The sequence below is a fragment of the Methylobacterium sp. C1 genome (genome assembly GCF_001854385.1).
GTDB classification, from domain to species: domain Bacteria; phylum Pseudomonadota; class Alphaproteobacteria; order Rhizobiales; family Beijerinckiaceae; genus Methylobacterium; species Methylobacterium radiotolerans.
The window spans coordinates 1,142,179-1,162,590 of record NZ_CP017640.1 but is presented as its reverse complement, the minus strand read 5'-3'; the positions used below and the strand labels follow the sequence as shown (position 1 = coordinate 1,162,590).

The 20,412-nt window shown below is 73.1% G+C and carries 16 protein-coding genes; 7 read left to right on the top strand and 9 right to left on the bottom strand.

The window, feature by feature from the left end; translation table 11 throughout:
* Positions 1-3 precede the first annotated feature (3 nt).
* From pbpC to BKE41_RS05445, 4 genes are all read right to left on the bottom strand, one after another.
* Positions 4-2,076 carry a penicillin-binding protein 1C gene (pbpC, locus tag BKE41_RS05460; protein ID WP_245295963.1) on the bottom strand — a complete coding sequence of 691 codons (2,073 nt, stop codon included), beginning with the start codon at positions 2,074-2,076 and terminating at the stop codon, positions 4-6.
* A gap of 169 nt (positions 2,077-2,245) precedes the next feature.
* Positions 2,246-2,461 carry a hypothetical protein gene (locus tag BKE41_RS05455; protein WP_053620708.1) on the bottom strand — a complete coding sequence of 72 codons (216 nt, stop codon included), beginning with the start codon at positions 2,459-2,461 and terminating at the stop codon, positions 2,246-2,248.
* A gap of 151 nt (positions 2,462-2,612) precedes the next feature.
* Positions 2,613-6,026, bottom strand: a complete 3,414-nt coding sequence (locus BKE41_RS05450; RefSeq protein ID WP_070998669.1) for an acyl-[ACP]--phospholipid O-acyltransferase — start codon at positions 6,024-6,026, stop codon at positions 2,613-2,615.
* 160 nt (positions 6,027-6,186) lie between these two features.
* Positions 6,187-6,456 (bottom strand): hypothetical protein, encoded by a 270-nt coding sequence (locus BKE41_RS05445; protein ID WP_012317912.1) that lies wholly within the window; start codon positions 6,454-6,456, stop codon positions 6,187-6,189.
* A 179-nt stretch (positions 6,457-6,635) separates the two neighbouring features.
* On the opposite strand from BKE41_RS05445, the gene BKE41_RS05440 reads away from it, so the two are divergent.
* Positions 6,636-7,646 (top strand): SDR family oxidoreductase, encoded by a 1,011-nt coding sequence (locus tag BKE41_RS05440; RefSeq protein WP_012317911.1) that lies wholly within the window; start codon positions 6,636-6,638, stop codon positions 7,644-7,646.
* A 206-nt stretch (positions 7,647-7,852) separates the two neighbouring features.
* Entirely contained in the window at positions 7,853-8,728 is an 876-nt protein-coding gene (locus tag BKE41_RS05435; protein WP_024830900.1) for an MBL fold metallo-hydrolase, read from the top strand.
* On the opposite strand, the gene BKE41_RS05430 is transcribed toward BKE41_RS05435, so the two are convergent.
* From BKE41_RS05430 to nthA, 3 genes are read right to left on the bottom strand one after another with little or no spacing between them, the layout of a single operon-like run.
* Entirely contained in the window at positions 8,716-9,039 is a 324-nt protein-coding gene (locus BKE41_RS05430) for a nitrile hydratase accessory protein (RefSeq protein ID WP_012317909.1), read from the bottom strand. The two genes, BKE41_RS05435 and BKE41_RS05430, sit on opposite strands and share 13 nt — an antisense overlap.
* Positions 9,036-9,695, bottom strand: a complete 660-nt coding sequence (nthB, locus tag BKE41_RS05425) for a nitrile hydratase subunit beta (protein WP_024830901.1) — start codon at positions 9,693-9,695, stop codon at positions 9,036-9,038. The genes BKE41_RS05430 and nthB overlap by 4 nt, the downstream gene beginning before the upstream one ends.
* Complete coding sequence (nthA, locus tag BKE41_RS05420) at positions 9,692-10,351, bottom strand: nitrile hydratase subunit alpha (protein ID WP_024830902.1); 660 nt, start codon at positions 10,349-10,351, stop codon at positions 9,692-9,694. Before nthA ends, nthB begins: the two co-directional genes overlap by 4 nt.
* Positions 10,352-10,553: 202 nt before the next feature.
* On the opposite strand from nthA, the gene BKE41_RS05415 reads away from it, so the two are divergent.
* Both BKE41_RS05415 and BKE41_RS05410 read left to right on the top strand, forming a co-directional pair.
* A complete protein-coding gene (locus BKE41_RS05415) occupies positions 10,554-11,258 on the top strand; it encodes a sigma-70 family RNA polymerase sigma factor (protein WP_012317906.1) in 705 nt (234 codons plus the stop codon).
* A 188-nt stretch (positions 11,259-11,446) separates the two neighbouring features.
* Positions 11,447-11,734, top strand: coding sequence for a hypothetical protein (locus BKE41_RS05410; protein ID WP_024830903.1), 288 nt, complete (start codon positions 11,447-11,449; stop codon positions 11,732-11,734).
* A gap of 59 nt (positions 11,735-11,793) precedes the next feature.
* Here BKE41_RS05410 and BKE41_RS05405 read toward each other — a convergent pair whose 3' ends face one another.
* Complete coding sequence (locus tag BKE41_RS05405) at positions 11,794-13,185, bottom strand: amidase (RefSeq protein WP_024830904.1); 1,392 nt, start codon at positions 13,183-13,185, stop codon at positions 11,794-11,796.
* Between the two features lie 5 nt (positions 13,186-13,190).
* The gene (locus tag BKE41_RS05400; protein ID WP_012317903.1) at positions 13,191-14,792 is read right to left on the bottom strand and encodes an ABC transporter substrate-binding protein; all 1,602 of its coding nucleotides are present in this window, start codon (positions 14,790-14,792) and stop codon (positions 13,191-13,193) included.
* Positions 14,793-15,001: 209 nt separating this feature from the next.
* Between BKE41_RS05400 and BKE41_RS05395 the strand changes: the two genes are divergently transcribed.
* The 3 genes from BKE41_RS05395 to BKE41_RS05385 are packed head-to-tail and all read left to right on the top strand — an operon-like array spanning position 15,002 to position 20,404.
* Positions 15,002-16,546, top strand: a complete 1,545-nt coding sequence (locus tag BKE41_RS05395; RefSeq protein ID WP_059409144.1) for an acetolactate synthase large subunit — start codon at positions 15,002-15,004, stop codon at positions 16,544-16,546.
* Positions 16,543-18,900 (top strand): penicillin acylase family protein, encoded by a 2,358-nt coding sequence (locus BKE41_RS05390; protein ID WP_070998667.1) that lies wholly within the window; start codon positions 16,543-16,545, stop codon positions 18,898-18,900. The genes BKE41_RS05395 and BKE41_RS05390 overlap by 4 nt, the downstream gene beginning before the upstream one ends.
* 31 nt (positions 18,901-18,931) lie before the next feature.
* Positions 18,932-20,404 carry a M81 family metallopeptidase gene (locus BKE41_RS05385; RefSeq protein WP_070998666.1) on the top strand — a complete coding sequence of 491 codons (1,473 nt, stop codon included), beginning with the start codon at positions 18,932-18,934 and terminating at the stop codon, positions 20,402-20,404.
* Positions 20,405-20,412 lie beyond the last annotated feature (8 nt).

Sequence of the window (20,412 nt, the reverse complement as noted above, 5' to 3'; positions counted from 1 at the left end):
GGCTCACTCCAGTCGGACGGACACGCTGTCGCTGGCGCCGGTCGCGTCGAGGACCGAGATCCGCGCGAAGCCCGCGCCGCCCGGGGCCCACTCGGCCCGGCGCCGCGGCGTCTGGACGACCGGCTGACCGTCCACCAGCCACGTGAGCGGCGGCACGCCGCCCAGGGCCTTGAGGGCGAGGCCCGGGCCGCCCTCCGCGGCGCCGTGCCGGTCCGCCGCGAGGCCGAGATCGATCCGCGCCCCGTCCGGCGGATAGGCGATCCGCAGCGCCGGTCCCGCCGCCTCGGCCGCCTCGCGCCGCAGGTGCCGCAGCGGCGGCGGCAGGCTCCCCGTCCCGACCACCAGCGCGTCCCGCGGCTGGGGGACCGGCTCGGGCTCGGTCCCGAGGCGCGCGAAGGCGTCGAACAGGATCGGCGCCGCGACGGTGCGGCCCACGAGCCCCGGCACCGCGGCCCCGTCCGGGCGCCCGGCCCAGACGACGATCGTCGCGTGACGGTCGAAGCCGGCGGCCCAGGCGTCGCGGTAGCCGTAGGACGTGCCGGTCTTGTAGGCGATGCGGTTCGGCAGGGCGTTCTCCGGCGGCGGCGTGCCGCGCAGGATGTCGGCGACGTACCAGGCCGCGACGGGCTCCGCGACGCGGTGCCGGGATTCGGCCGCGACCCCGTCGGCGCGGCGGAGCAGGTCCGGAACCGCGCCGCCGCGCGCGAGTCCGGCGTAGAGCCGCGCGAGGTCGGTGACCGTGATGCCGAGGCCGCCGAGCGCGACCGGCAGCCCCGGGGCAGCCTCCCGCGGGAGCTGGACCCCGGCACCCGCGGCGCGCAGCCGGGCGATGAAGCGGGCGGGACCCACCGCATCCATCAGCTCGACCGCGGGCACGTTGAGCGAGAGCTGCAGGGCCCGCCGGGCCGTGACTGTACCCTGGAAGGTCAGGTCGAAATTCTCCGGCGCGTAGCTCGCCGAGAAGCGCGCCGGGCGATCCTCCAGCAGGGTCTCGGGATGCGCGAGGCCGTCCGCGAAGGCCATGGCGTAGACGAACGGCTTCAGCGCGGAGCCGGGCGAGCGCACCGCCAGGGTCATGTCGATGGCGCCGCGCCGGGCAGGGTCCAGGTAGCCGGCGCTGCCGACCTGGGCGAGCACCCGGCCGTCGCGGTTGTCGAGGACGAGGATCGCGGCCGAGAGGTCCGGGCCGGCGGCGGCGGCGCGCTCGGCCGCCAGGGTTTCCAGCCGCTCCTGCAGGCGCCCGTCGATCGCGAGGCGGATCGTGGCGGCACCGGGATCGGCCGCCACCGCCTCCTCGGCGGCGTGCGCCGCGAGCATCGGGAACGGCCTGCGCGCCGTCGGCACCGGCTCGGCCCGGGCGGCCTCGGCCTCCGCCGCCGTGAGGATCCCCCGCGCGACGGCCACCGCCAGGACCCGGTCGCGGGCGGCGCGGGCGCGCTCGGGGAACCGGTCGGGGCGGCGGGTCTCGGGCGATTGCGGCAGGGCGACGAGCAGGGCCGCCTGCGCGGCGGTCAGCCGGACCGGCTCGCGCCCGAAATACGCGACGCTCGCCGCGCGCACGCCCTCCAGCGGGCCGCCGTAGGGGGCCAGCGCCAGGTAGAGATCGAGCAGCCCGGCCTTGCCGAGGCGCCGCTCCAGCGTGACCGCCCGCACCATCTGGCGGAGCTTGGCCTCGAGCGACCGCTCGCGCCGCGGCTCGACGAGGCGTGCCACCTGCATCGACAGGGTGGAGGCGCCGGACACGATGCGGCCGCGGGTCAGCCACTGGCGGGCGGCGCGCAGCACGGCGGCCGGATCGATGCCGGGATGCGCGGCGAAGCGGCGATCCTCGTAGGCGAGCAGCATCGCCCGGTAGCGCGGATCGACCGCCTCCGCGGTGACCGGCAGGCGCCAGCGCCCGTCCGCCGTCGCGAAGGGGCGCAGCAGCGTGCCGGACCGGTCCAGCACCACCGTCGAGCGCGATTCGGCCCCGGCCAGGTCGAGGGGCGGCAGCGCCTCGGCGTAGCGCCAGAGCGCAACCGCGCCGGCCCCCAGCAGGCCGAGCCCGAGCGCCGCCGCTCCCAGCGCCGCGCGCAGGCCCCTCGCCCGCTTCCGAGGAGGCGCCGGCGCGCGCGGATCCGACCCGTCCTGCGGCACGCATCCTCCCGGTCTCGGCTCCGACAGCGCAGGATCCCGTGTTCCCGCGCGATCGACAAGCCCCCGGACCAATCGGCGTCCCGGGCGCCGGCCCGGCTGCGGCCGGACCCTACGCCGTCCCGACGCCCCGCAGGTCCTCGAAGGCGGCGCGATCCGGGCGATTCACCCGGACCGGGAACGGCACGACGTTCGAAGGCATCGGGGCGGTCGCTGTCTCAGGGGGCTGCGCCGCCTTGTGCGCCTTGCCGGGCTTCGCCCACCGCTCGATCCGCTTGAAGTAGGTCCGCCTCGCCAGCCAAGCCGGAACTCGCCTGCTCTTCCGCATGATCTGTCCCTCGCCGTTGCGCCCCGAGCCCCCTCCAGCCCCGCGCCCCGAACGCGTCAAGCGGTTCGAATCGCGGCTGTATTCACGATACGAGCGGATCCCGGGGAGCCCCGCATCCCCCGTTTGGGTGACGCGCGCGCAGGCGCGACCGTCAGGCCGCCGCGTTCTCCTTCGCCCGCTCCAGCGCGAGCTTCGTGACGGCCACCTGGTCGACCTTGCCGGTGCCGAGCATCGGGATCGCGTCCAGCACCGCCACCTCGGCGGGGATCGCGACGTCGGAGGCGCCGCGACCCTTGGCGAAGCTCTGGTAGGCGGCCCGGGTCGCGCCCTTCTCCTGCGTGAACAGGATCAGCCGCTCGCCCTTGCGCGCGTCCGGCACCGCCGCCACCGCGCTCGGACGGTCGGGCCAGAGTTCGGCGGCCAGCGCCTCGATGCCGGCGAGCGACACCATCTCGCCGGCGATCTTCGCGAAGCGCTTGGCCCGGCCCTTGATGGTGACGAAGCCCATCGCGTCGATCGCCACGATGTCGCCGGTGTCGTGCCAGCCGCCCGGCGGCGGCTCCAGCACGCCGGGCTTCTCGGCGCGCAGGTAGCCCAGCATGATGTTCGGCCCGCGCAGGGACAGGCGGCCGCCCTCGTCGATCCCCGGCACCGGCTCGAGGCGGGTCTCGATGCCGGGCAGGATCCGCCCGACCGTGCCGAAGCGGTTGAACATCGGCGTGTTGAGCGCCACGACCGGCCCGCACTCGGTGACGCCGTAGCCCTCCAGGATGCGCAGCCCGAACTTCTCCGCCCAGGTCTTCCGGGTGGTCTCCTTCACGGCCTCGGCGCCGGCCACGACGTAGCGCAGGGAGCGCAGGTCGTAGGAATGGGCCGCGCGGGCGTAGCCCGTCAGGAACGTGTCGGTCCCGAACAGCACCGTGCTGTTCGAGCCGTAGATCAGCTCCGGCACGATCCGGTAGTGGAGCGGTGACGGGTAGAGGTAGACCGGCACCCCCGAGACCAGGGGCAGGACCAGCCCGGCCGTGAGCCCGAAGGCGTGGAACACCGGCAGGACGTTGAACACCTTGTCCATCGGTCCGAAATCGATCCGGGCCGCCACCTGCGCCACGTTGGCGAGCATGCAGCGGTTGGCGAGCACCACGCCCTTCGGCGTTCCCTCGCTGCCCGAGGTGAACAGGACCGCCCCCGGATCCTCGCCGGAGCGCGCCACCAGGGGACGGCGCGGCGCCAGGAGGCCGCGGATCTTGTCCCCCGTCGTGATCCCGGCCCGCACGTCCTCCAGGTAGATCAGCTCGACCGATCCGCGGATCGCCTCCACGAGCGGCCCCAGGCGCCCCTTCTCGATGAAGGCCCGCGAGGTCAGGATCTTGCCGACCTCCGCTGCCCGGCAGGCCGAGAGCACGTTGGCGGGGCCGGCGGAGAAGTTGATCATCGCCGGCACCCGGCCCGCGGAGGCGAGGGCGAACAGCGTCACCGCGGCGCCGTTGGCGTTCGGCAGCATGACGCCGATCCGGCCGCCCACGGGCGCCAGCGGCATCAGCTTGCGGCCGAGCACGTTGGCGCCCATCACGAGCCGGCTGTAGCTGAGGCGGCCGCCGACCGGGTCCTCCAGGGCGTTGCGGCCCCAGCCGTGGCGCTCGCCCGCCTCGATCAGCGCCGCCATCAGGCCGCGCTCGATGTCGGCGGTGCGGAACACGAGGTCCGACATGATCCCGTAGAGGGCGGCGCCCGCCGCCTGCCGCCGCGCCTTGCCCTTGAGCGCGGGGTCCACGGTCAGCCGCACCGGCGGCATCACCGTCACGGTCACCTTGGGCCACCAGCGGCGGCGCACCTGCCCGCGCGACAGCCGCGAGAAGACCGTGCGCTCCAGGCCGTCGAGCTTCACCGGGACGACCATCGCGCCCGACTTGTCGGCGATCAGCCCGGCGCCGTCGTAGACCTTCATCAGGCTGCCGGTGACCGTGAGCCGGCCCTCCGGGAAGATGATCAGGGTCTCGCCGCCCTTGACCGCGTTGATCAGCGTCCGGGTGGCGAGCGGCCGGGTCGGGTCGAGCGGCATCGCCTTGGTGACGCGCAGGAACGGCCGGACCCACCAGCGCTGCGCGATGCCGCTGTCGATGGCGAAGACCGGCTCCTGGTCGAGGAGCGACAGGGCGAGCGGCGCGTCGAGGAACGAGACGTGGTTAAGGGCCACGATGGCGTTCGGCCCGGCCGCCGCGAGGTTGTCGAAGCCGCGCACCTCCAGCCGGTAGAACGCCCGGAACAGGATCGACAGGGCGTCGCGGAACGGGCTGGTCGGCAGGGTCGCGAACACGACCGCGCCGACGATCAGGTTCAGCACAGCCACCACGGCGAGCAGGCTCGCGATCGTGAGGCCTGCGCCCTGCAGCGCCGCCAGTGCCAGGGTGCCGGCGACCATGAAGGCCGCCGTCATGACGTTGACCGCGCCGATGATCCGCGCGCGCATCGCCTTCTCGGCCCAGGCCTGCACGGCCGCGAAGGACGGGACGATGTAGAGGCCGCCGGAGATCGCCAGCCCGAGGAAGTCGATGCCGGTGCGCAGGCCGTGGCCGGTCTGCAGGAAGCCGAGGGGGCCGATCGGCTCGGCGGGCGGTGCCGGCAGGTGGCCGACCGTCCAGGCGAGGTCGAGGCCGAACAGGCCCATCAGCACCGCGCCGACCGGCGTCGGCAGCAGCACGATCCGGCCGCTGGCGAGCCACGAGGCGAGGCCGGACCCGACGGCGATGCCGATCGAGAACAGCGCGAGCAGCAGCGTGATCACCGTCTCGGTGCCGTTGAAGGCGCCCCGCACCAGCACCGGCAGCAGCGACAGCACCACCACGCCGACCAGCCAGAACCAGCTCACGGTGAGCGAGCCGCGCCACAGCCGCGTGTCGGCCCAGAGGTCGCGCAGCAGCGCGTAGGTCGAGCGGGCGACGTTCGGGTCGACGCGCAGGTCCGGCGCCCCCTCCCCGGTCGGCGGGATCATCCGGGCCGAGAGCCAGCACAGGACGGCGAAGCCCATCACCAGGGCGCCGAACAGGAGGCCCGAGCCGCCCATCGCCGAGGCCGCGCCGGCCGCGATCGTGCCCAGCAGGATCGCCAGGAAGGTCGCCGCCTCCACGAGGGCGTTGCCGGCGGGCAGCTCCTCGCGGCGGAGATGGTCCGGCAGGATCCCGTACTTGATCGGGCCGAACAGCGCCGCGATCGTCCCGAACAGGCCAAGAGCCACGAACAGGACCGGGATCGAGTGCAGCAGGAAGCCGAGCACCGCGGTGCCGGCCGCGAAGATCTCGGCGAACTTGAGCCGCCGCGCCATGAGGGCCTTGTCGTAGCGGTCGGCCCACTGGCCGCCGAGACCCGACAGGATGAAGAACGGCCCGATGAACACCGCGCTCGCGAGCGTCACCAGGACACCGGCATGGGCGTCCGCCTGGCCGCCGATCCCGAACAGGATCAGGAAGGCGAGCGCGTTCTTGAGGAAGTTGTCGTTGAACGCCGAGAAGAACTGGCACCAGAACAGCGGCGCGAAGCGCCGCGCAGTCATCAGGGTACGGAACATGGCGATCTCTCGGTTCCGAACCTGACTGGCCCACGAGAGACGGTCAGGTCAAATCGGACCGAGACGAACGCACAGGGATCGCGGGCGTCGCGTGGTCGAGCCGTGCGGGCCGGCACTGCCGGCCGCCGCGCCGCCCGGCCGCGGATCGGCGCCCGCCCCGTCAGGCCTTGTGGACGAGGCGGCCTCTCCGCGCGGCGGCGGCCCCGGCGTGCCGGGCGATGAACGTGTGCAGGGCGGCGCCGAGATCGTAGGACCAGTAGACGTGGGCCGCGACGGCCGAGATCACGAGGAGCGCGGCACCGACCGCGCAGGCCGGCACGAGCAGCAGGCCGGTCAGGACCATCCCGACGGCGGTCCGCTCGGCCAGGGACGCCTGCGGCCACGGATCGATCGGGAGCGAGAGCAGGGAGAAGCGTCGTCCAGTGCGCATGGCTGCGACCCTCGATGGTTCGGCATGACGCGGTACGACCAGTCAACAGCGGCCACCGTCGGACGTTGCGTCCCGGACCGCGAAATCGGCGGCCCCCGTGACGTTCCGGACCGGCCCGGCGGCGCAACCGAGCGCGCCGCACCGGGTTGCCGGTTCGGTCTCTCGAGGATGAGGTGGGTATGGCACGGGTTGCGGTCGTTACCGGGGGCACGGCCGGAATCGGTCTCGCCACCGCGCATGAATTCGCCGCGCGCGGCTGGTCGGTGGCGGTGATCGCGCGGGATCCTGGCCGTCTCGCCGCCGCCGAGCGGGCGCTGGCCGCCTACGGCCAGCCGGTGCTGGCGATCGGCGCCGACGTCGCCGAGCCGGAGGCCGTGGACGCCGCCGCCGAGCGGGTGGAGCGCGAACTCGGCCCGATCCGCGCGTGGGTCAACAACGCCATGTCGACGGTGGTGAACCCGGCCGACCGAATCACTCCGGACGAGTACCGGCGGGTCACCGAGACCACCTATCTCAGCCAGGTCTACGGGACGCTCGCCGCCCTGCGCTTCATGAAGCGCCGCGACCGCGGCGCGATCATCCAGGTCTCGTCGGGACTCGCGATCCGGGCGGCGCCGCTGCAGGCACCCTACTGCGCGGCGAAGTTCGCGGTCTCGGGCTTCACCGACGCCCTGCGCTGCGAGCTGCTGCACGACCGGGTCAATGTCAGCCTCAGCGTGATCTACCTGCCGGCGGTCAACACGCCCCAGTTCAACTGGGCGCGCAACCGCACCGGCCACCGCCAGTACGCGCCGGATCCGGTCTTCGACCCGCGGCTCTGCGCCGAGGCGATCCTGTACGCGGTCGAGCACCCGCGCCGCGAGGTCTGGGTCGGGCGGTCGTCGGCGATGATGGCGGCCGCCCAGGCGCTGGCGCCGGCGCTCGCCGACCGCAAGGCCGCCTCCATGTGGGCGGCGCAGCTCTCCGACGAGACCATCCCCGAGATGGACGGCAACCTCTACGAAGCTGTGCCCGGCCCGGTCGGGATCGACGGGCGCTTCATCGGCCGGACCAAGGCGAGCCGCGGAGAGTTCGTCACGAGCCGGACCCGCGACGTCGTGGTCGGCGGCCTCGTCGGGCTGGCCCTCGTCGGCCTCGCCGGCACCGTCCACGCCGCCCGCTCGGCGCGCCGGCGGCCGGAGCGGATCTGACGGCTGCGCCCGTGCGCGCCGCCTGCTAAGCCCGTTCCGATCGATAGGCCCGCCGCCGCCGTCGCGAGCGGTGCGAAGCCATCCCGTTGCGCCGCCCCCGCCGAGGTCGCGCTGCCCTGGGTCGCTTCGCTCCGCTCGCGACGGCGGAGAAGGCGACTGCGACTGCGGCCGCATCACACGCGCCGCCCCCGAAGAGGTCCACGACGATGCCCGGCTATCTGCCCTTCGCGGGCGCCCTGAAGCTGCCCGCCTATACCTGCGACAATTGCGGGTTCTGGCAGCGGCACTTCGAGGCGCCGGCCGCCTGCCCGATGTGCCTCGACGCCCGCCACGTCGTGCCGCAGGACGGGTGGCGCTTCCGCACCGCCCGCGAGGCCCAGGAGGCCTTCCCCTGCCACTGGCAGGAACTCGAGCCGGGCGTCTGGCGCTTCTGGAACGAGCCGGTCTCCGGCATCGGCCCGTCCGCCTACCTGATCCAGACCGAGCACGGGAACATGGGCTTCGAGGGCTGCCCGGTCTTCAGCGAGGCCGCCCTCGACCAGATCGAGCGGCTCGGCGGGATGGCCGTCCTCTCGGCCTCGCACCCGCACTCCTACGGGGCGCTGCCGCAGCTCCAGGACCGGTTCGACCCGGAGCTGTGCCTGCCGGCGGCCGACTTCACCTGGAGCGCCGCGCTCCAGGTGAGCTGGCCCTACGACGATTTTCTGGAGCCGCTGCCGGGGTTGGAACTGCACCGCACCGCGGGCCATTTCGATGGCCACGCGATCCTGTACGACCGTGGGCGAAAAATCTGCTTCTGCGGCGACGCGCTGAAGTTCGAGCTCGACCCCGCGGATTTCCGCCGGGCCACCACGATCTCGGCCCACAAGGCCTTCGTGCGCGGGGTGCCGCTCACGCCGAGCGAGCTGCGCCGCTACCGCGACGTGTTCGAGCGCCTCGACTTCGCCCAGACCTGGACGCCGTTCGAGCCCGCCCGGAATTGCGGGCGACCCGAGGTCCTGGCCCTGCTCGACCAGCTGATGAGCGGCCGGTCGCACGCCGCGCCGGTGCCGCTCGACAGCCTGCGGGTTCAGGGCCGGTAGAGCGGGTCGTTCTCCAGGCGGATCGGCTGGCCGTGGGGCGTCGCCTCCGCGGCCCGCAGGAAGGCCTCGGTCCGCGCCGCGACGCTCTCGGGTCCCGCCACGCCGCGCTCGGCCAGGAGCGCCTCCAGCGTCGCGAGCCACGCGCCGTAATCGGCCGCCTGCTCGGGCGACTCGGCCGGCCGGATCTGCCGGCCGAGCCGGTCCGCCCATTCCGACCACGTGAACAGCCCGGATTCGCGCAGGGAGACCACCAGCGCGAAGACCTGCGCCTCCCAGGGCGCCGCGAAGGGGCTGGGCGACGGCGCGGTCACGCGGGGTCCAGGTACGGTTCGAAGGCCGCCACCGTGACGACGCCCCCCGGGTCGCCGCTCTCGCCCCACAGCTCCCGCGCCGTGAAGGCGACCGTGTAGAGCCAGGTCGGGTTCTCGCCCGCCCGGTAGGCGTTGGTGTCGGGGAAGACGAAGACCCCGTCGACGCGCACGATCCGGCCGCGCTTGCCGCGCACGTAGCGGGGCAGCCGCGTGTGGCCGGTCGGGTGGATGTTGCGGGCCAGGACGGCGTCGTCCACCGCGAAGCGCGCCGGGGCGTCGGCGGCGCGGCTGCTCGGGAAGCCGGCCCGGAAGCGCTGTTCCAGGCCCTCGCGGGCCAGGACCCGCGCGACGGGCTTGGCCGGCTCCGCGGAGCGGCCGGACTCCATCTCGGCCGGCGTCGCCAGCCCCGTGGCGACGACCTGCTTCTCCAGGGCCTTGAGCCAGATCTCGTAGTAGCTCGACGCGAGGTATTCCGCGGGCGGCAGGGATTCGCGGTTGGCCCGGCTGCCGTCGAGGTTCCAGGCGCCCGTGTAGCCCATGGCCATCGCCAGCGCGAAGACGCGGCGCTCCCACGCGGCGTGGAAGACTGGCTCGTCCGGCTCCGGCACCACCGGCCCGAAGCCGTGCGCGCCGCCGAGATCCTGGGCCCCGTTCATACCGGCATCTCCGCGGGGGCGGCCGGGATCGCCTCGGGCAGCCCCGTGCCGATCATGGAATCGCGCGTGACGAGGGCGGCCAGGGCCTCCTCTGAGAAGCCGTCGGTCCCGGCCGGCCGCATCGGCAGGACCATGTAGCGGGTCTCGGCCGTCGAGTCCCAGACGGTGATGCGGGTCGTTTCCGGCAGCGTCACCCCGAACTCGGCGAGCACGCCGCGCGGGTCGATCACCGCCCGGGCCCGGTAGGGCGGCGCCTTGTACCAGACCGGCGGCAGGCCGAGCACCGGCCACGGGTAGCAGGAGCACAGGGTGCAGACGACGAGGTTGTGGATCTCCGGCGTGTTCTCGACGACCACCATGTGCTCGCCGCCGCGGCCGCCGATCCCGAGTTCGGCGATGGCCGGCGTGGCGTCGGCCAGGAGCCGCGCCCGGAAGGCGGGATCGGTCCAGGCCCGGGCCACGACGCGGGCGCCCGCGTGCGGGCCGACCTTGGTCTCGTAGAGCTCGACCAGGGCATCGAGGGCCGCCGGGTCGACGTAGCCCTTCTCGGTGAGCAGCGATTCCAGGGCGCGCACCCGGGCCTCGACCGGCGACAGGTCGCTGCCGTGGTGGTGATCGTGATGATCATGCGAGTGCTGCGCGTGATCGTGACTCATCCCGCTCTCCTGACTGCCCGCAATCTGCATCGCCCGGCCCGCCGCCGCCAGCCCGGGAAGGCGGATCCGGCCGGCGTTGTCACCTCGGGCACTCTGCCTAAATTCCCTGTCACACTCGGGAGCGTTTGGCATAGGTTCAGAATTTTATCGCTACCGACGTTAGAGCTATTCTAGTATGCCAGCGTGGGAGGCGGAAACGTTCATGACTGAGGACGTTGCGGACCGGCCAGATGCAACTGCGGGCACCCGGGACGGGGCCGGCTACGCCGCGTCCATCGGCCAGCACCTCGCCCTGCCGATCCGGGAGTATTTCAAGGTCGTCGAGCTGGAGCCCCTGCCGGCGCAGCTCGCCGCGCTGGTATCGCGCTTCGAGGCGGCGGTCACGGCGCACGGGGAGACGGTGCCCTTCGACTTCCGCGGCGACATCATCAAGGCGCTGCCGGCCCTGCGCACCTTCGCCCTGTCGCTCGTGGGCGACGTGAGCCGCGCCGACGACTTGGTGCAGGAGACCTTCGTGAAGGCCTGGGCGAACCAGGAGCGGTTCCGGCCCGGCACCAACTTCACCGCGTGGCTGTTCACGATCCTGCGCAACCAGTTCTACACCGATCTGCGCAAGACGCGGCGGGAGGTGGAGGACGTGGACGGGACGCATGCCGGTCAGATGACCAGCCCGTCCGACCAGGAGGATGCCAGCACCCTCAAGGTCGTCTGGGAGCGTCTCGGCGACCTGCCGTCGGCGCAGCGCCAAGCGCTGCTGCTGGTGGGCGCCGAGGGCCACACCTACGAGGAGGCTGCGATCATGCTCGGCTGCCAGGTCGGCACCGTGAAGAGCCGCGTGAGCCGGGCCCGGTCGTCGCTCCTCGATACCCTCGGTGTCGTCGTGGCTGGGCAGGCTCCGGCCGCGTGATCGGCCGAGCCCCCGGCGGCACGGCCTGACGCGGCCTCGTTCCGGCGCGGGGCGCGACGCGTTCCGGCGCCGCCGCACCCTGGACGTGGATCAACCGCAGGACCTGCGCCGGTCCTGTGCGCGTCCTCACGATGGCCGGAAGTCGCGGCCCGTAGGATCGATATCAGTCATCGATTCGAGGTGGGCCCATGCAACACTTGTCAGCAGAGAACGGCCGGGTGGCGGCGTGGTGCGCGAAGCATCCGGTCTTCCTCGCCTTCGGTCTGTGCGCCTTCGGCCTCGCCGTCGCCGCCGCGGTCTGGGGGCTCGGGATCCTCTCGTCGGCCACGGCCACGGTTGTTGCCGCCCTCTATGGTGTCTTCCTCGGCGCCTTCCTCATGGAGTACTTCAGGATCAACGAAATCGTCAGAGCGGTGCGATCGATCTGGTCCGCACTGACGGGCATCTGGTGGCTGTTGACCTTCTGGCGGGCGTGACGGGACCGCGGATCCCGCCTCACCATCGGCGGACGCCGGAGGCGAGAGCCTCGCGAGTCTCAGACCGGGGGCCGACGCAGGTGCCAGTCCGTCACCCTCTGGTAGGCCTGTCCGATCCGCAGGGCCGTCGTCTCCTCGTAGCCGCGGCAGACGATCTGCAGCGAGAGCGGCAGCCCGGACGCGGTGAAGCCGTTCGGCAGCGCCAGGGCGCAGAGGTCGAGCAGGTTGCCGAACCGGGTGAAGCGCGACGGCAGGTGCGCCTCGTCGACGGCGTCGAGCGCGACGGCCGCGCTCTCCGTGGTCGGCGTCAGGAGGGCGTCGATGCCCGCGAGGGCGGCGTCGTACTGCTGCTTCATCGCGGCCCGGCGGTGGAGCGTGCCGAGATACTCCTGGGCCGAGACGTTCGCGCCGGCCAGGATCCGCGCCCGGACGGCGTCGCCGAGCTCTGCGGAGGGATCCTCCGCCAGGGTCCCGTTGACGAAGTAGGCCTCCGCGTTGGTGATCTGGCTCATGGCCACGCAGTCGCTGAAGCGGAACGGCAGGGCGACGTCGACGATCTCGGCGCCCTGACCGGCCAGGAGGTCGAGGGCCGCGTCGTAGGCGGCCAGCATGTCGGGGGCGACCCCGTCCCGCTCCGAGTCCGGCATCCGGCCGAGGCGCAGGCCGCGGACTCCGCGGTTCAGCGCCGGCCAGGGCGCGTCCGGCGCCACCCCGCGGGTCGTCGGATCGCGGGGATCGGGGCCGGAGATCGCCTCGTAGAGCAGCGCGGTGTCCTCCACGGTGCGGGCCAGCGGCCCGGGCGTGTCGAGGGTCATCGAGAGCGGCACGATCCCCCAGGTCGAGACGCGCCCGACCGTCACCTTGAGGCCCGTCAGCCCGCAGAACGAGGCCGGCAGGCGCACCGAGCCGCCGGTGTCGGTGCCGATACCCCAGGGCGCCATCCGGGCTGCCACCGACACGCCGGTGCCGCTGCTCGACCCGCCGGGGGTGCGCGGCGTCTCCGGATCCCAGGGATTCCACGGCGTGCCGAGATGCTGGTTCGTGCCCCAGCCGCCGTAGGCGAACTCGACTGTGTGGGTCTTGCCGAGCACGATCATGCCCTGGCCGATGAGGCGCCGGGCGATCGTCGCGGTGCGCTCGGCCCGGCGCGCCCGGTGGGCGGCCGAGCCGCCCATGGTGATCCGGCCCTCCAGGTCGATCAGGTCCTTGAGCACGACGGGGACGCCGTGGAGCGGCCCCACGGCGTGGCCCGACCGGATCGCCCGGTCGGCCCCCTCGGCGGCGAGGCGGGCGTCGGCGGCGAAGACCTCCGTGAAGGCCTGGAGCCTCGGCTCCAGCCGCTCGATCCGGCCGAGGAGGGCCTCGACGGCGTCGACCGGCGAGAGGGTCCGCGCCTGGAGCGACCGGGCGAGCTCGGCCGCGGAGGCGTGTACGGGATCGATGTCGGACATGGGTTCTACTGCACGCTGACGAGGGTGAGGTCGACGAACCAGGATTGCGGCGAGACGAATCCCTGGACCTTCTTGGACATCCCGCGGGGATTGAGGTCGTGGACGACGAACAGCCACGGCGGATCGTCCACGAGGCGCTCGTGGGCGGCCTTGGTCTGCGCGTCGATCACCTTCGCGTCGGTGGTCTCGGCGAGCGCCTTGAGGGCGGCGTCGAACTGGTCGTCCTTCCAGGTGGGGAAGTTGAAGCCGTTCGGCGGGAACCGGTCGCCCGCGAAGTAGCGCGCCATCACGGCGGCGTCCGACGAGGGCGAGGAGACGTTGAGCGCCATCGCGCCCTGGAGGCTCGGGGCGTCGGGGAGAGCCCGGCCGGCGTTCAGGAGGACCTGCCACTCGACCACGTTGAAGGTGAGATCGACGTTGCAGGCCTGCTTCAGGTTCTCCTGCAGGTATTCGTTCATCGGCATCGGCAGCATCTGCCCCGAGCCGGAGGAGGAGATCATCACCTTGAGGCTCAGCGGCTTCTTGTCGGTGTAGCCGGCCTCGGCGAGCAGCGCCTTCCCCTTGGCGGCGTCGAAGGTGTAGCGATTCTTCGGGCTGCCGAAATTCGGGTCCTTGTCGTTCAGCCATCCGCTCGCCGGCTCGGCGGTGCCGTTGAGGAGCTCGACGATGCCGGCCCGGTCGATGCAGTAGTTCAGGCCCTGCCGGACGCGCACATCCTTCAGCGGGCTGTCCTTGGCGCCCATGTTGAAGAAGTAGGGCCAGACGTGCGGGTACGAGCCCGTGGTGATGGTGAAGCCCGCCTGCTTCAGCGACGGGATCGCGTCGGGCGCCGGCACCTCGATCCAGTCGACCTGGCCGGCCCGCAGGGCGGCGACGCGGGCATTCGCCTCCGGGATCGGCAGCAGCCGGACCTTGTCGACCTTGGCCATCCGGTTCGGATCCCAGTAGCCGTCGAACTTGGCGAGATCGACCGCCTCCCGCGGGGCCACGCGGGTGATCCTGAACGGGCCCGTGCCGGCCGCCGGCAGCGCCGCGACCTTGCTCCAGTCGCGCCCGGCCTTCTCGAAGGAGGCGGGCGAGGTGAAGAGCAGGTAGACCACCATGTAGGGGAAGTACGAGGCGACCTGGGTGGTGGTGATCTGCACGGTCGAATCGTCGACCTTCTTGTAACTCCCGACCAGCGGCGCCCGGGCCCGGGAGATGCCGGCGCCCTGCGGCTCGAACTGCGGGCTGTCGTTCTTGAAGTAGCGGTCGAGGTTCCAGATCACCGCGTCGGCGTTGAACGGCGTCCCGTCGTGGAACTTCACGCCCTGGCGCAGGTGGAAGGTCCACACCGCCTTGTCGTTCGGATCCTGCTCCCAGCGCTCGGCCAGCGCCGGGATGATGCCGGCGAGCTTGGTGGTGCTCTTGAGGTCCCACTGCACCAGCCCCTCGAAGATCGGGTAGCCGAGGAAGCGCATCCCCTCGAAGCCGTTGTTGGGCATGCCCGTCGTGGTGGGGATGTCGCTCGCCGTCATGGCGATGCGCAGGACGCTCTCGGCGCTGGCCGACCCCGTCAGGGCCACGGTACCCGCCAGGGCGGCGGCAATCAGGCGGCGAAATGTCATCCGGATCCCAATCGTCGAAGTTGCGGCGCGCCAACCGCAATTCCCGCGCCACGCCCAGGCTTAGGCCCTGCGTTCGGCGAACAGAAGATGCCGGACGTCGCCTCTTGCGCGTGGCGCCGGCTGCGTCACGATAATACAAAATGCGAGTCGCCAGCCGGGACGGCCGGCCCCTGAAGGAGACGCCCGTGACCGACGAGACGCCGCGCGCCATGAACGGGGCCGAGAGCTTGGTCCGGACCCTGGTGGAGGGCGGCGTCGAGGTCTGCTTCACCAATCCCGGCACCTCCGAGATGCACTTCGTCGCCGCCCTCGACCGCGTCGAGGGCATGCGCTGCGTCCTGTTCCTGTTCGAGGGCGGGGCGACCGGCGCCGCCGACGGCTACGCCCGCATGGCCGACAAGCCGGCCTCGACCCTGCTCCATCTCGGGCCCGGCCTCGCCAACGGGCTGGCCAACCTCCACAACGCCAAGAAGGCGCGCACGCCCGTCGTCAACATCGTCGGCGAGCACGCGACCTACCACCGGGAGTACAACGCGCCGCTCACCTCGGACATCGAGGGGCTGGCCCACCCGATGTCCTCCTGGGTGCGGACCGGCATGAGCGCGACCGAGATCGGCTCCGACGGCGCCGCCGCCATCGCGGCCGCCCGCACCGCCCCGGGTCAGGTCGCGACCCTGATCCTGCCGGCCAACACCGCCTGGGATCCCGGCACCGGCCCCGAGCCGGTGCCGCCGATCCCCGAGCGGGCGCGGGCGAGCGACGACGCGATCGCGGCGGCCGTGCGGGCCCTGCAGAGCGGCGAGCCCGTGCTCCTGCATCTCGGCGACCGGGCCGTGCGCGGCGAGGGCCGGGTGATTGCCGACCGGATCGCCCGCAAGACCGGCGCCCGGCTGATGGCGATGACCTCGAACGCCCGGATCGACCGCGGCGCCGGCACCGTGCCGATCGAGCGCCTCCCCTACCCGATCGACCAGGGGATCGCGGCGCTCAAGGACTTCCGCCACATCGTCCTGATCGGCGCGACCCCGCCGGTCGGCTTCTTCGCCTACCCGGGCAAGCCGAGCCTGCTGGCGCCGGAGGGCAGCACCACGATCACGCTGGCCACGCCCGAGGAGGACCAGATCGACGCCCTGGAGCGGCTCGCCGAGGCCGTCGCGGCCCCGCCCGCCGAGCCGGTCGCTATCGGGCCGCGGCCGAAGCTCCCGACCTCCGGTCCCCTCGACCAGGACACGATCGGGCAGGTGCTCGGCGCGCTGATCCCCGAGGGCGCGGTGATCTGCGACGAGTCGATCACCACGGGCCGCAACTTCTTCGCCCTGACCCGGGACGCCGCGCCCCACACCTGGCTCCAGCTCAGCGGCGGCTCGATCGGCCTCGGCATCCCGATGGCGACCGGCGCGGCCGTGGCCTGCCCCGACCGCAAGGTCATCAACCTGCAGGCCGATGGCAGCGGGCTCTACACGGTGCAGGCGCTCTGGACCCAGGCGCGCGAGCACCTCGACGTGGTGACGCTCGTCTGGTCGAACCGCTCCTACGCGATCCTGCGGGCGGAACTCACCAATGTCGGCGCGCTCAATCCCGGCCCGAAGGCGCTGGGCATGCTGAGCCTCGACGATCCGGCCGTGGATTGGGTGAGCCTCGCCCGCGGCTTCGGCGTCGCGGGACGGCGGGTCGAGACCCTGCCCGACTTCATCGAGGCGTTCCAGCACGCGCTGGCCAACCCGGGACCGCACCTCATCGAAGTGGCTCTGTGAGCGTGGCGACCTACGCCCTCCCCGGCCTCGACGGGCCGGTGGAGATCCGCGTCGACCGCTGGGGGCTGGCGCATATCCGCGCCGGCACCGCGCTCGACGCCTTCCGCGCGCAGGGGTTCAACGCGGCGCGGGACCGGCTCTGGCAGCTCGACCTGTGGCGCAAGCGCGGGCTCGGCCTGCTGGCGGCGGATTTCGGACCGGGCTACCTCGCCCAGGACCGGGCCGCCCGGCTGTTCCTCTACCGCGGCGACATGGCGGCCGAGTGGGCGGCCTACGGGCCGCAGGACACGCGGGCCATCGTCGCCGCCTTCGTGTCGGGGATCAACGCCTACGTCGCCCTCGCCGAGGCGCGGCCCGACCTGCGCCCGCCGGAATTCGGCCTGACGGGCACGCGCCCGGCCCTGTGGCAGCCGGAGGACGTGGTGCGCATCCGCAGCCACGCGCTGATCCGCAACGTCCTGTCCGAGGTCGCCCGCGCGCGGGTCCTCGCCCGCGGTCGCAGCCCGGCGGACGGGCTCGCCACGGACGATCTGCGCAAGCGGATCAGCCCGCCCCATGAGCCGGTCGTCCCGGACGGCCTCGACGCCGCCGACTGGCCAGACGACCTCCTCGATGCCTTCCGTCTCGCCACCGCGCCGGTCGGGTTCGGCCCGGACCGGATGGCGGCGACCCGCGCGGAGGCCTGGGACTGGTCGAGGGTCGACGCGCACGGGGCCGTCACGCGCGGTCCCCGCAGCGCGCCGAAGGAGCCGGCCGAGGGCTCGAACAACTGGGTGGTCGGGCCAGCCCGCACCGCCACCGGCCGGCCGATCCTGGCGAGCGACCCGCACCGGGTCTACCTGCAGCCCTCGCTGCGCTACGCCGTCCACCTCACCGCGCCGGGACTCGACGTGATCGGGGCCGGCGAGCCGGCCCTGCCCGGCATCTCCATCGGCCATAACGGCCACGCCGCCTTCAGCCTCACCATCGCGCCGATCGATCAGGAGGACCTGTTCGTCTGCGAGACCGACCCGGCCGATCCCGACCGCTACCGCTCCGGCGACGGTTGGGAACCGATCGCGCGCGTCGCGGAGCGGATCCCGGTGCGCGGCGGGCCGGACGAGACCGTGATCCTCGGCTTCACCCGGCACGGGCCGGTCCTCCGCGAGGAGAGGGGCCGCGCCTTCGCGCTGCGGACCGTCTGGACGGAGCCCGGCGCTGCCGCCTATCTCGGCAGCCTCGCCTATCTCGGCGCCACGACGCCCGAGGCCTTCGGCGAGGCCCTGCGCCACTGGTCGGCGCCCTCGGTGAACCAGCTCTACGCCGACGCGGCGGGGCGGATCGCGTGGTTCATGGCCGGCAAGGCGCCGGTGCGGCCCGGCCATGACGGGTTGCTGCCGGTGCCGGGCGACGGGCGGTACGACTGGACCGGCTTCCACGATCCTGGCGCCCTGCCCCGGAGCGTCGATCCGGAAGCGGGCTGGCTCGCCACCGCCAACGAGATGAACCTGCCGCCGGACTATCCCGCGGAGGACCGGAGGGTCGGGTTCGAGTGGGCCGAGCCCTGGCGGGCCCGCCGCATCCGGGCCGTCCTCGGCGGGCAGGACCGGCACAGCCTCGCGGATTCGCGGGCGCTCCAGGGCGACGTGGTCTCCGAGCCGGCCCGGCGGCTGGCCAACCTGGTGCGCGCCCTGCCGGCGGCGGACGATCCCGACGCCGCCGCGGCCCGGGCCGTGCTGGCCGCGTTCGACGGCGCGCTGCACCACGGCTCCGCGGCGGCCGCCCTCATCGAGGTGGTCTGGGTCCGGCACCTGCGCCCGGCCCTGCTCGCGGCGCTCGTGCCCGATGCCGGCACGCGCCGCCTCCTGCCGCCCGGCGACACGCAGAGCCTGCTCGAGCGGCTGGAGACCGGTCTCGACCCGGCGACGCGCGCCGGCCTGATCAGCGACGCCCTCGGCGCCGGCCTTCGCACCTGCCGGGAGCGGATGGGCGCCGACCCGGCGCACTGGTCCTGGGGCCGCCTGCACCACGCGCTGTTCGCGCATCCGCTGACGGCCCAGGCGCCCGGATCCGGCTGGGACGTCGGCCCGCTGCCGGTGGGCGGCGCCGCGGCATCGGTCATGCACGCGGAGTACCGGACCGACACGTTCCGGCTCACCCACGGCGCCTCGTTCCGCATGGTCGTGGACGTCGGGGACTGGGATCGCTCGGTCTTCATCAACGTGCCGGGCCAGTCGGGAGACCCGGGAAGTCCGCACTACGCCGACCTGGCCCCGGTCTGGGGGCGCCAGGACTACGTGCCGATGCTCTACGGCCGCGCGGCCGTGGACGCGGCGACCGAGACGGTCATCACGCTGACCCCGAGCCCCGCCTGACCCGGCGGCCGGGACGGATTGGGACAGGACCTTGAAGATCTTCATCGCCGGCCTCGCCACCGAGACCAACACCTTCGCGCCGCTGCCCACCGGACGGTCGGCGTTCCACGCCGACTACGCCCGCCGGAACGGCAGCCGGAACCCGCCGAGCCTCAGCAATATCGGCCTCAAGGCCTGGCGCGCGATGGCCGAGGCGGACGGGCATACGGTCGTCGAGAGCCTCTCGACCTTCGCGCAGCCCGGCGGGATCACCCTGCGGGGCGTCTACGAGGAGCTGCGCGACGCCCTGCTGGAGGACCTGGAGGCCGCGATGCCGGTCGACGCGGTGCTGCTGTTCATGCACGGCGCCATGGTGGCCGAGGGGTACGACGACTGCGAGGGCGACACCCTGGAGCGGGTCCGCGCCGTCGTCGGCCCGGACGCCACGATCGGCGTCGAGCTCGATCTCCACTGCCACCTCACCGAGGCGATGCGGACCAGCGCCGACGTCATCGTGATCTACAAGGAATACCCGCACACCGACATCGTCGACCGCGCCCGCGACCTGTATCCGCTGGTCGTCCGGACCGTGTCGAAGGACATCCGGCCGGTGATGGCCTACGCCGACTGCCGGATCGTCAACATGTGGCGCACCAGCCGCGAGCCGGTCGCGGGATTCGTGCGCCGGATGGAGGCGCTGGAGGGGCGCGACGGGATCCTGTCGGTCTCATTCGGGCACGGCTTCCCCTGGGGCGACGTGGCGGATGTGGGCGCCAAGATGCTGGTCGTCGCCGACGGCGATGCCGCCAGGGCGCAGGCGCTGGCCGACGAGCTGGCCGGCGCCGTCTGGGCCATGCGGGAGGAGGCGGCGAGCCGCTGCGACACGATCGACGCGGCGATCGACCGCGCCCTCGCTTCCGACGACCCGCGCCCGATGGTGCTCGCCGACTTCGCCGACAATGCCGGCGCGGGCGCCCCCTCCGACAACACCGCGATCCTCGCCCGCCTCGCCGAGCGGGGCATCGCGGACGTGGCGCTCGGCCTGATCTGGGATCCCGGCGCGGTCGGCATCTGCCACGAGGCCGGCCTCGGGGCGACCTTCACCCTGCGGATCGGCGGCAAGTGCGGCGTGACCTCCGGGAACCCGGTGGACCTGCGCGTCACGGTCCGCGGCCTCTCGGACGACCACAGCCAGACCGGCCTCAGCGGCGGCCGGGCCCATCTCGGCCCCGCGGCGTGGGTGGAGGCGGACGGGATCCACGTGGTGCTGACCCACAAGCGCCAGCAGGCCTTCGCGCCCGACGCGTTCACGGGCCTCGGCCTGAGCCTCGACGACAAGCGGATCGTCGTGGTGAAGTCGATGCAGCACTTCTACGCCGCCTTCGCGCCGATCGCGAGCGAGGTCCGCTACGTCGCGGCGCCGGGCGCCGTCCCGCCGGATTACGGCGCGATCCCCTACACCAAGCGGTCCGGCCTCTACTGGCCGCGGGTCGCCGATCCGTTCGCCGAGGAGAAAGCCCGATGATCCCGGAG

What these genes read in the sequence shown, in the direction of transcription:
- BKE41_RS05455 (WP_053620708.1), bottom strand. Translation starts at nt 2,461, where the DNA reads ATGCGGAAGAGCAGGCGAGTTCCGGCTTGGCTGGCGAGGCGGACCTAC.
- BKE41_RS05450 (WP_070998669.1), bottom strand. Translation starts at nt 6,026, where the DNA reads ATGTTCCGTACCCTGATGACTGCGCGGCGCTTCGCGCCGCTGTTCTGG.
- BKE41_RS05445 (WP_012317912.1), bottom strand. Translation starts at nt 6,456, where the DNA reads ATGCGCACTGGACGACGCTTCTCCCTGCTCTCGCTCCCGATCGATCCG.
- BKE41_RS05440 (WP_012317911.1), top strand. Translation starts at nt 6,636, where the DNA reads ATGGCACGGGTTGCGGTCGTTACCGGGGGCACGGCCGGAATCGGTCTC.
- BKE41_RS05435 (WP_024830900.1), top strand. Translation starts at nt 7,853, where the DNA reads ATGCCCGGCTATCTGCCCTTCGCGGGCGCCCTGAAGCTGCCCGCCTAT.
- nthB (WP_024830901.1), bottom strand. Translation starts at nt 9,695, where the DNA reads ATGAACGGGGCCCAGGATCTCGGCGGCGCGCACGGCTTCGGGCCGGTG.
- nthA (WP_024830902.1), bottom strand. Translation starts at nt 10,351, where the DNA reads ATGAGTCACGATCACGCGCAGCACTCGCATGATCATCACGATCACCAC.
- BKE41_RS05415 (WP_012317906.1), top strand. Translation starts at nt 10,554, where the DNA reads ATGACTGAGGACGTTGCGGACCGGCCAGATGCAACTGCGGGCACCCGG.
- BKE41_RS05410 (WP_024830903.1), top strand. Translation starts at nt 11,447, where the DNA reads ATGCAACACTTGTCAGCAGAGAACGGCCGGGTGGCGGCGTGGTGCGCG.
- BKE41_RS05405 (WP_024830904.1), bottom strand. Translation starts at nt 13,185, where the DNA reads ATGTCCGACATCGATCCCGTACACGCCTCCGCGGCCGAGCTCGCCCGG.
- BKE41_RS05400 (WP_012317903.1), bottom strand. Translation starts at nt 14,792, where the DNA reads ATGACATTTCGCCGCCTGATTGCCGCCGCCCTGGCGGGTACCGTGGCC.
- BKE41_RS05395 (WP_059409144.1), top strand. Translation starts at nt 15,002, where the DNA reads ATGAACGGGGCCGAGAGCTTGGTCCGGACCCTGGTGGAGGGCGGCGTC.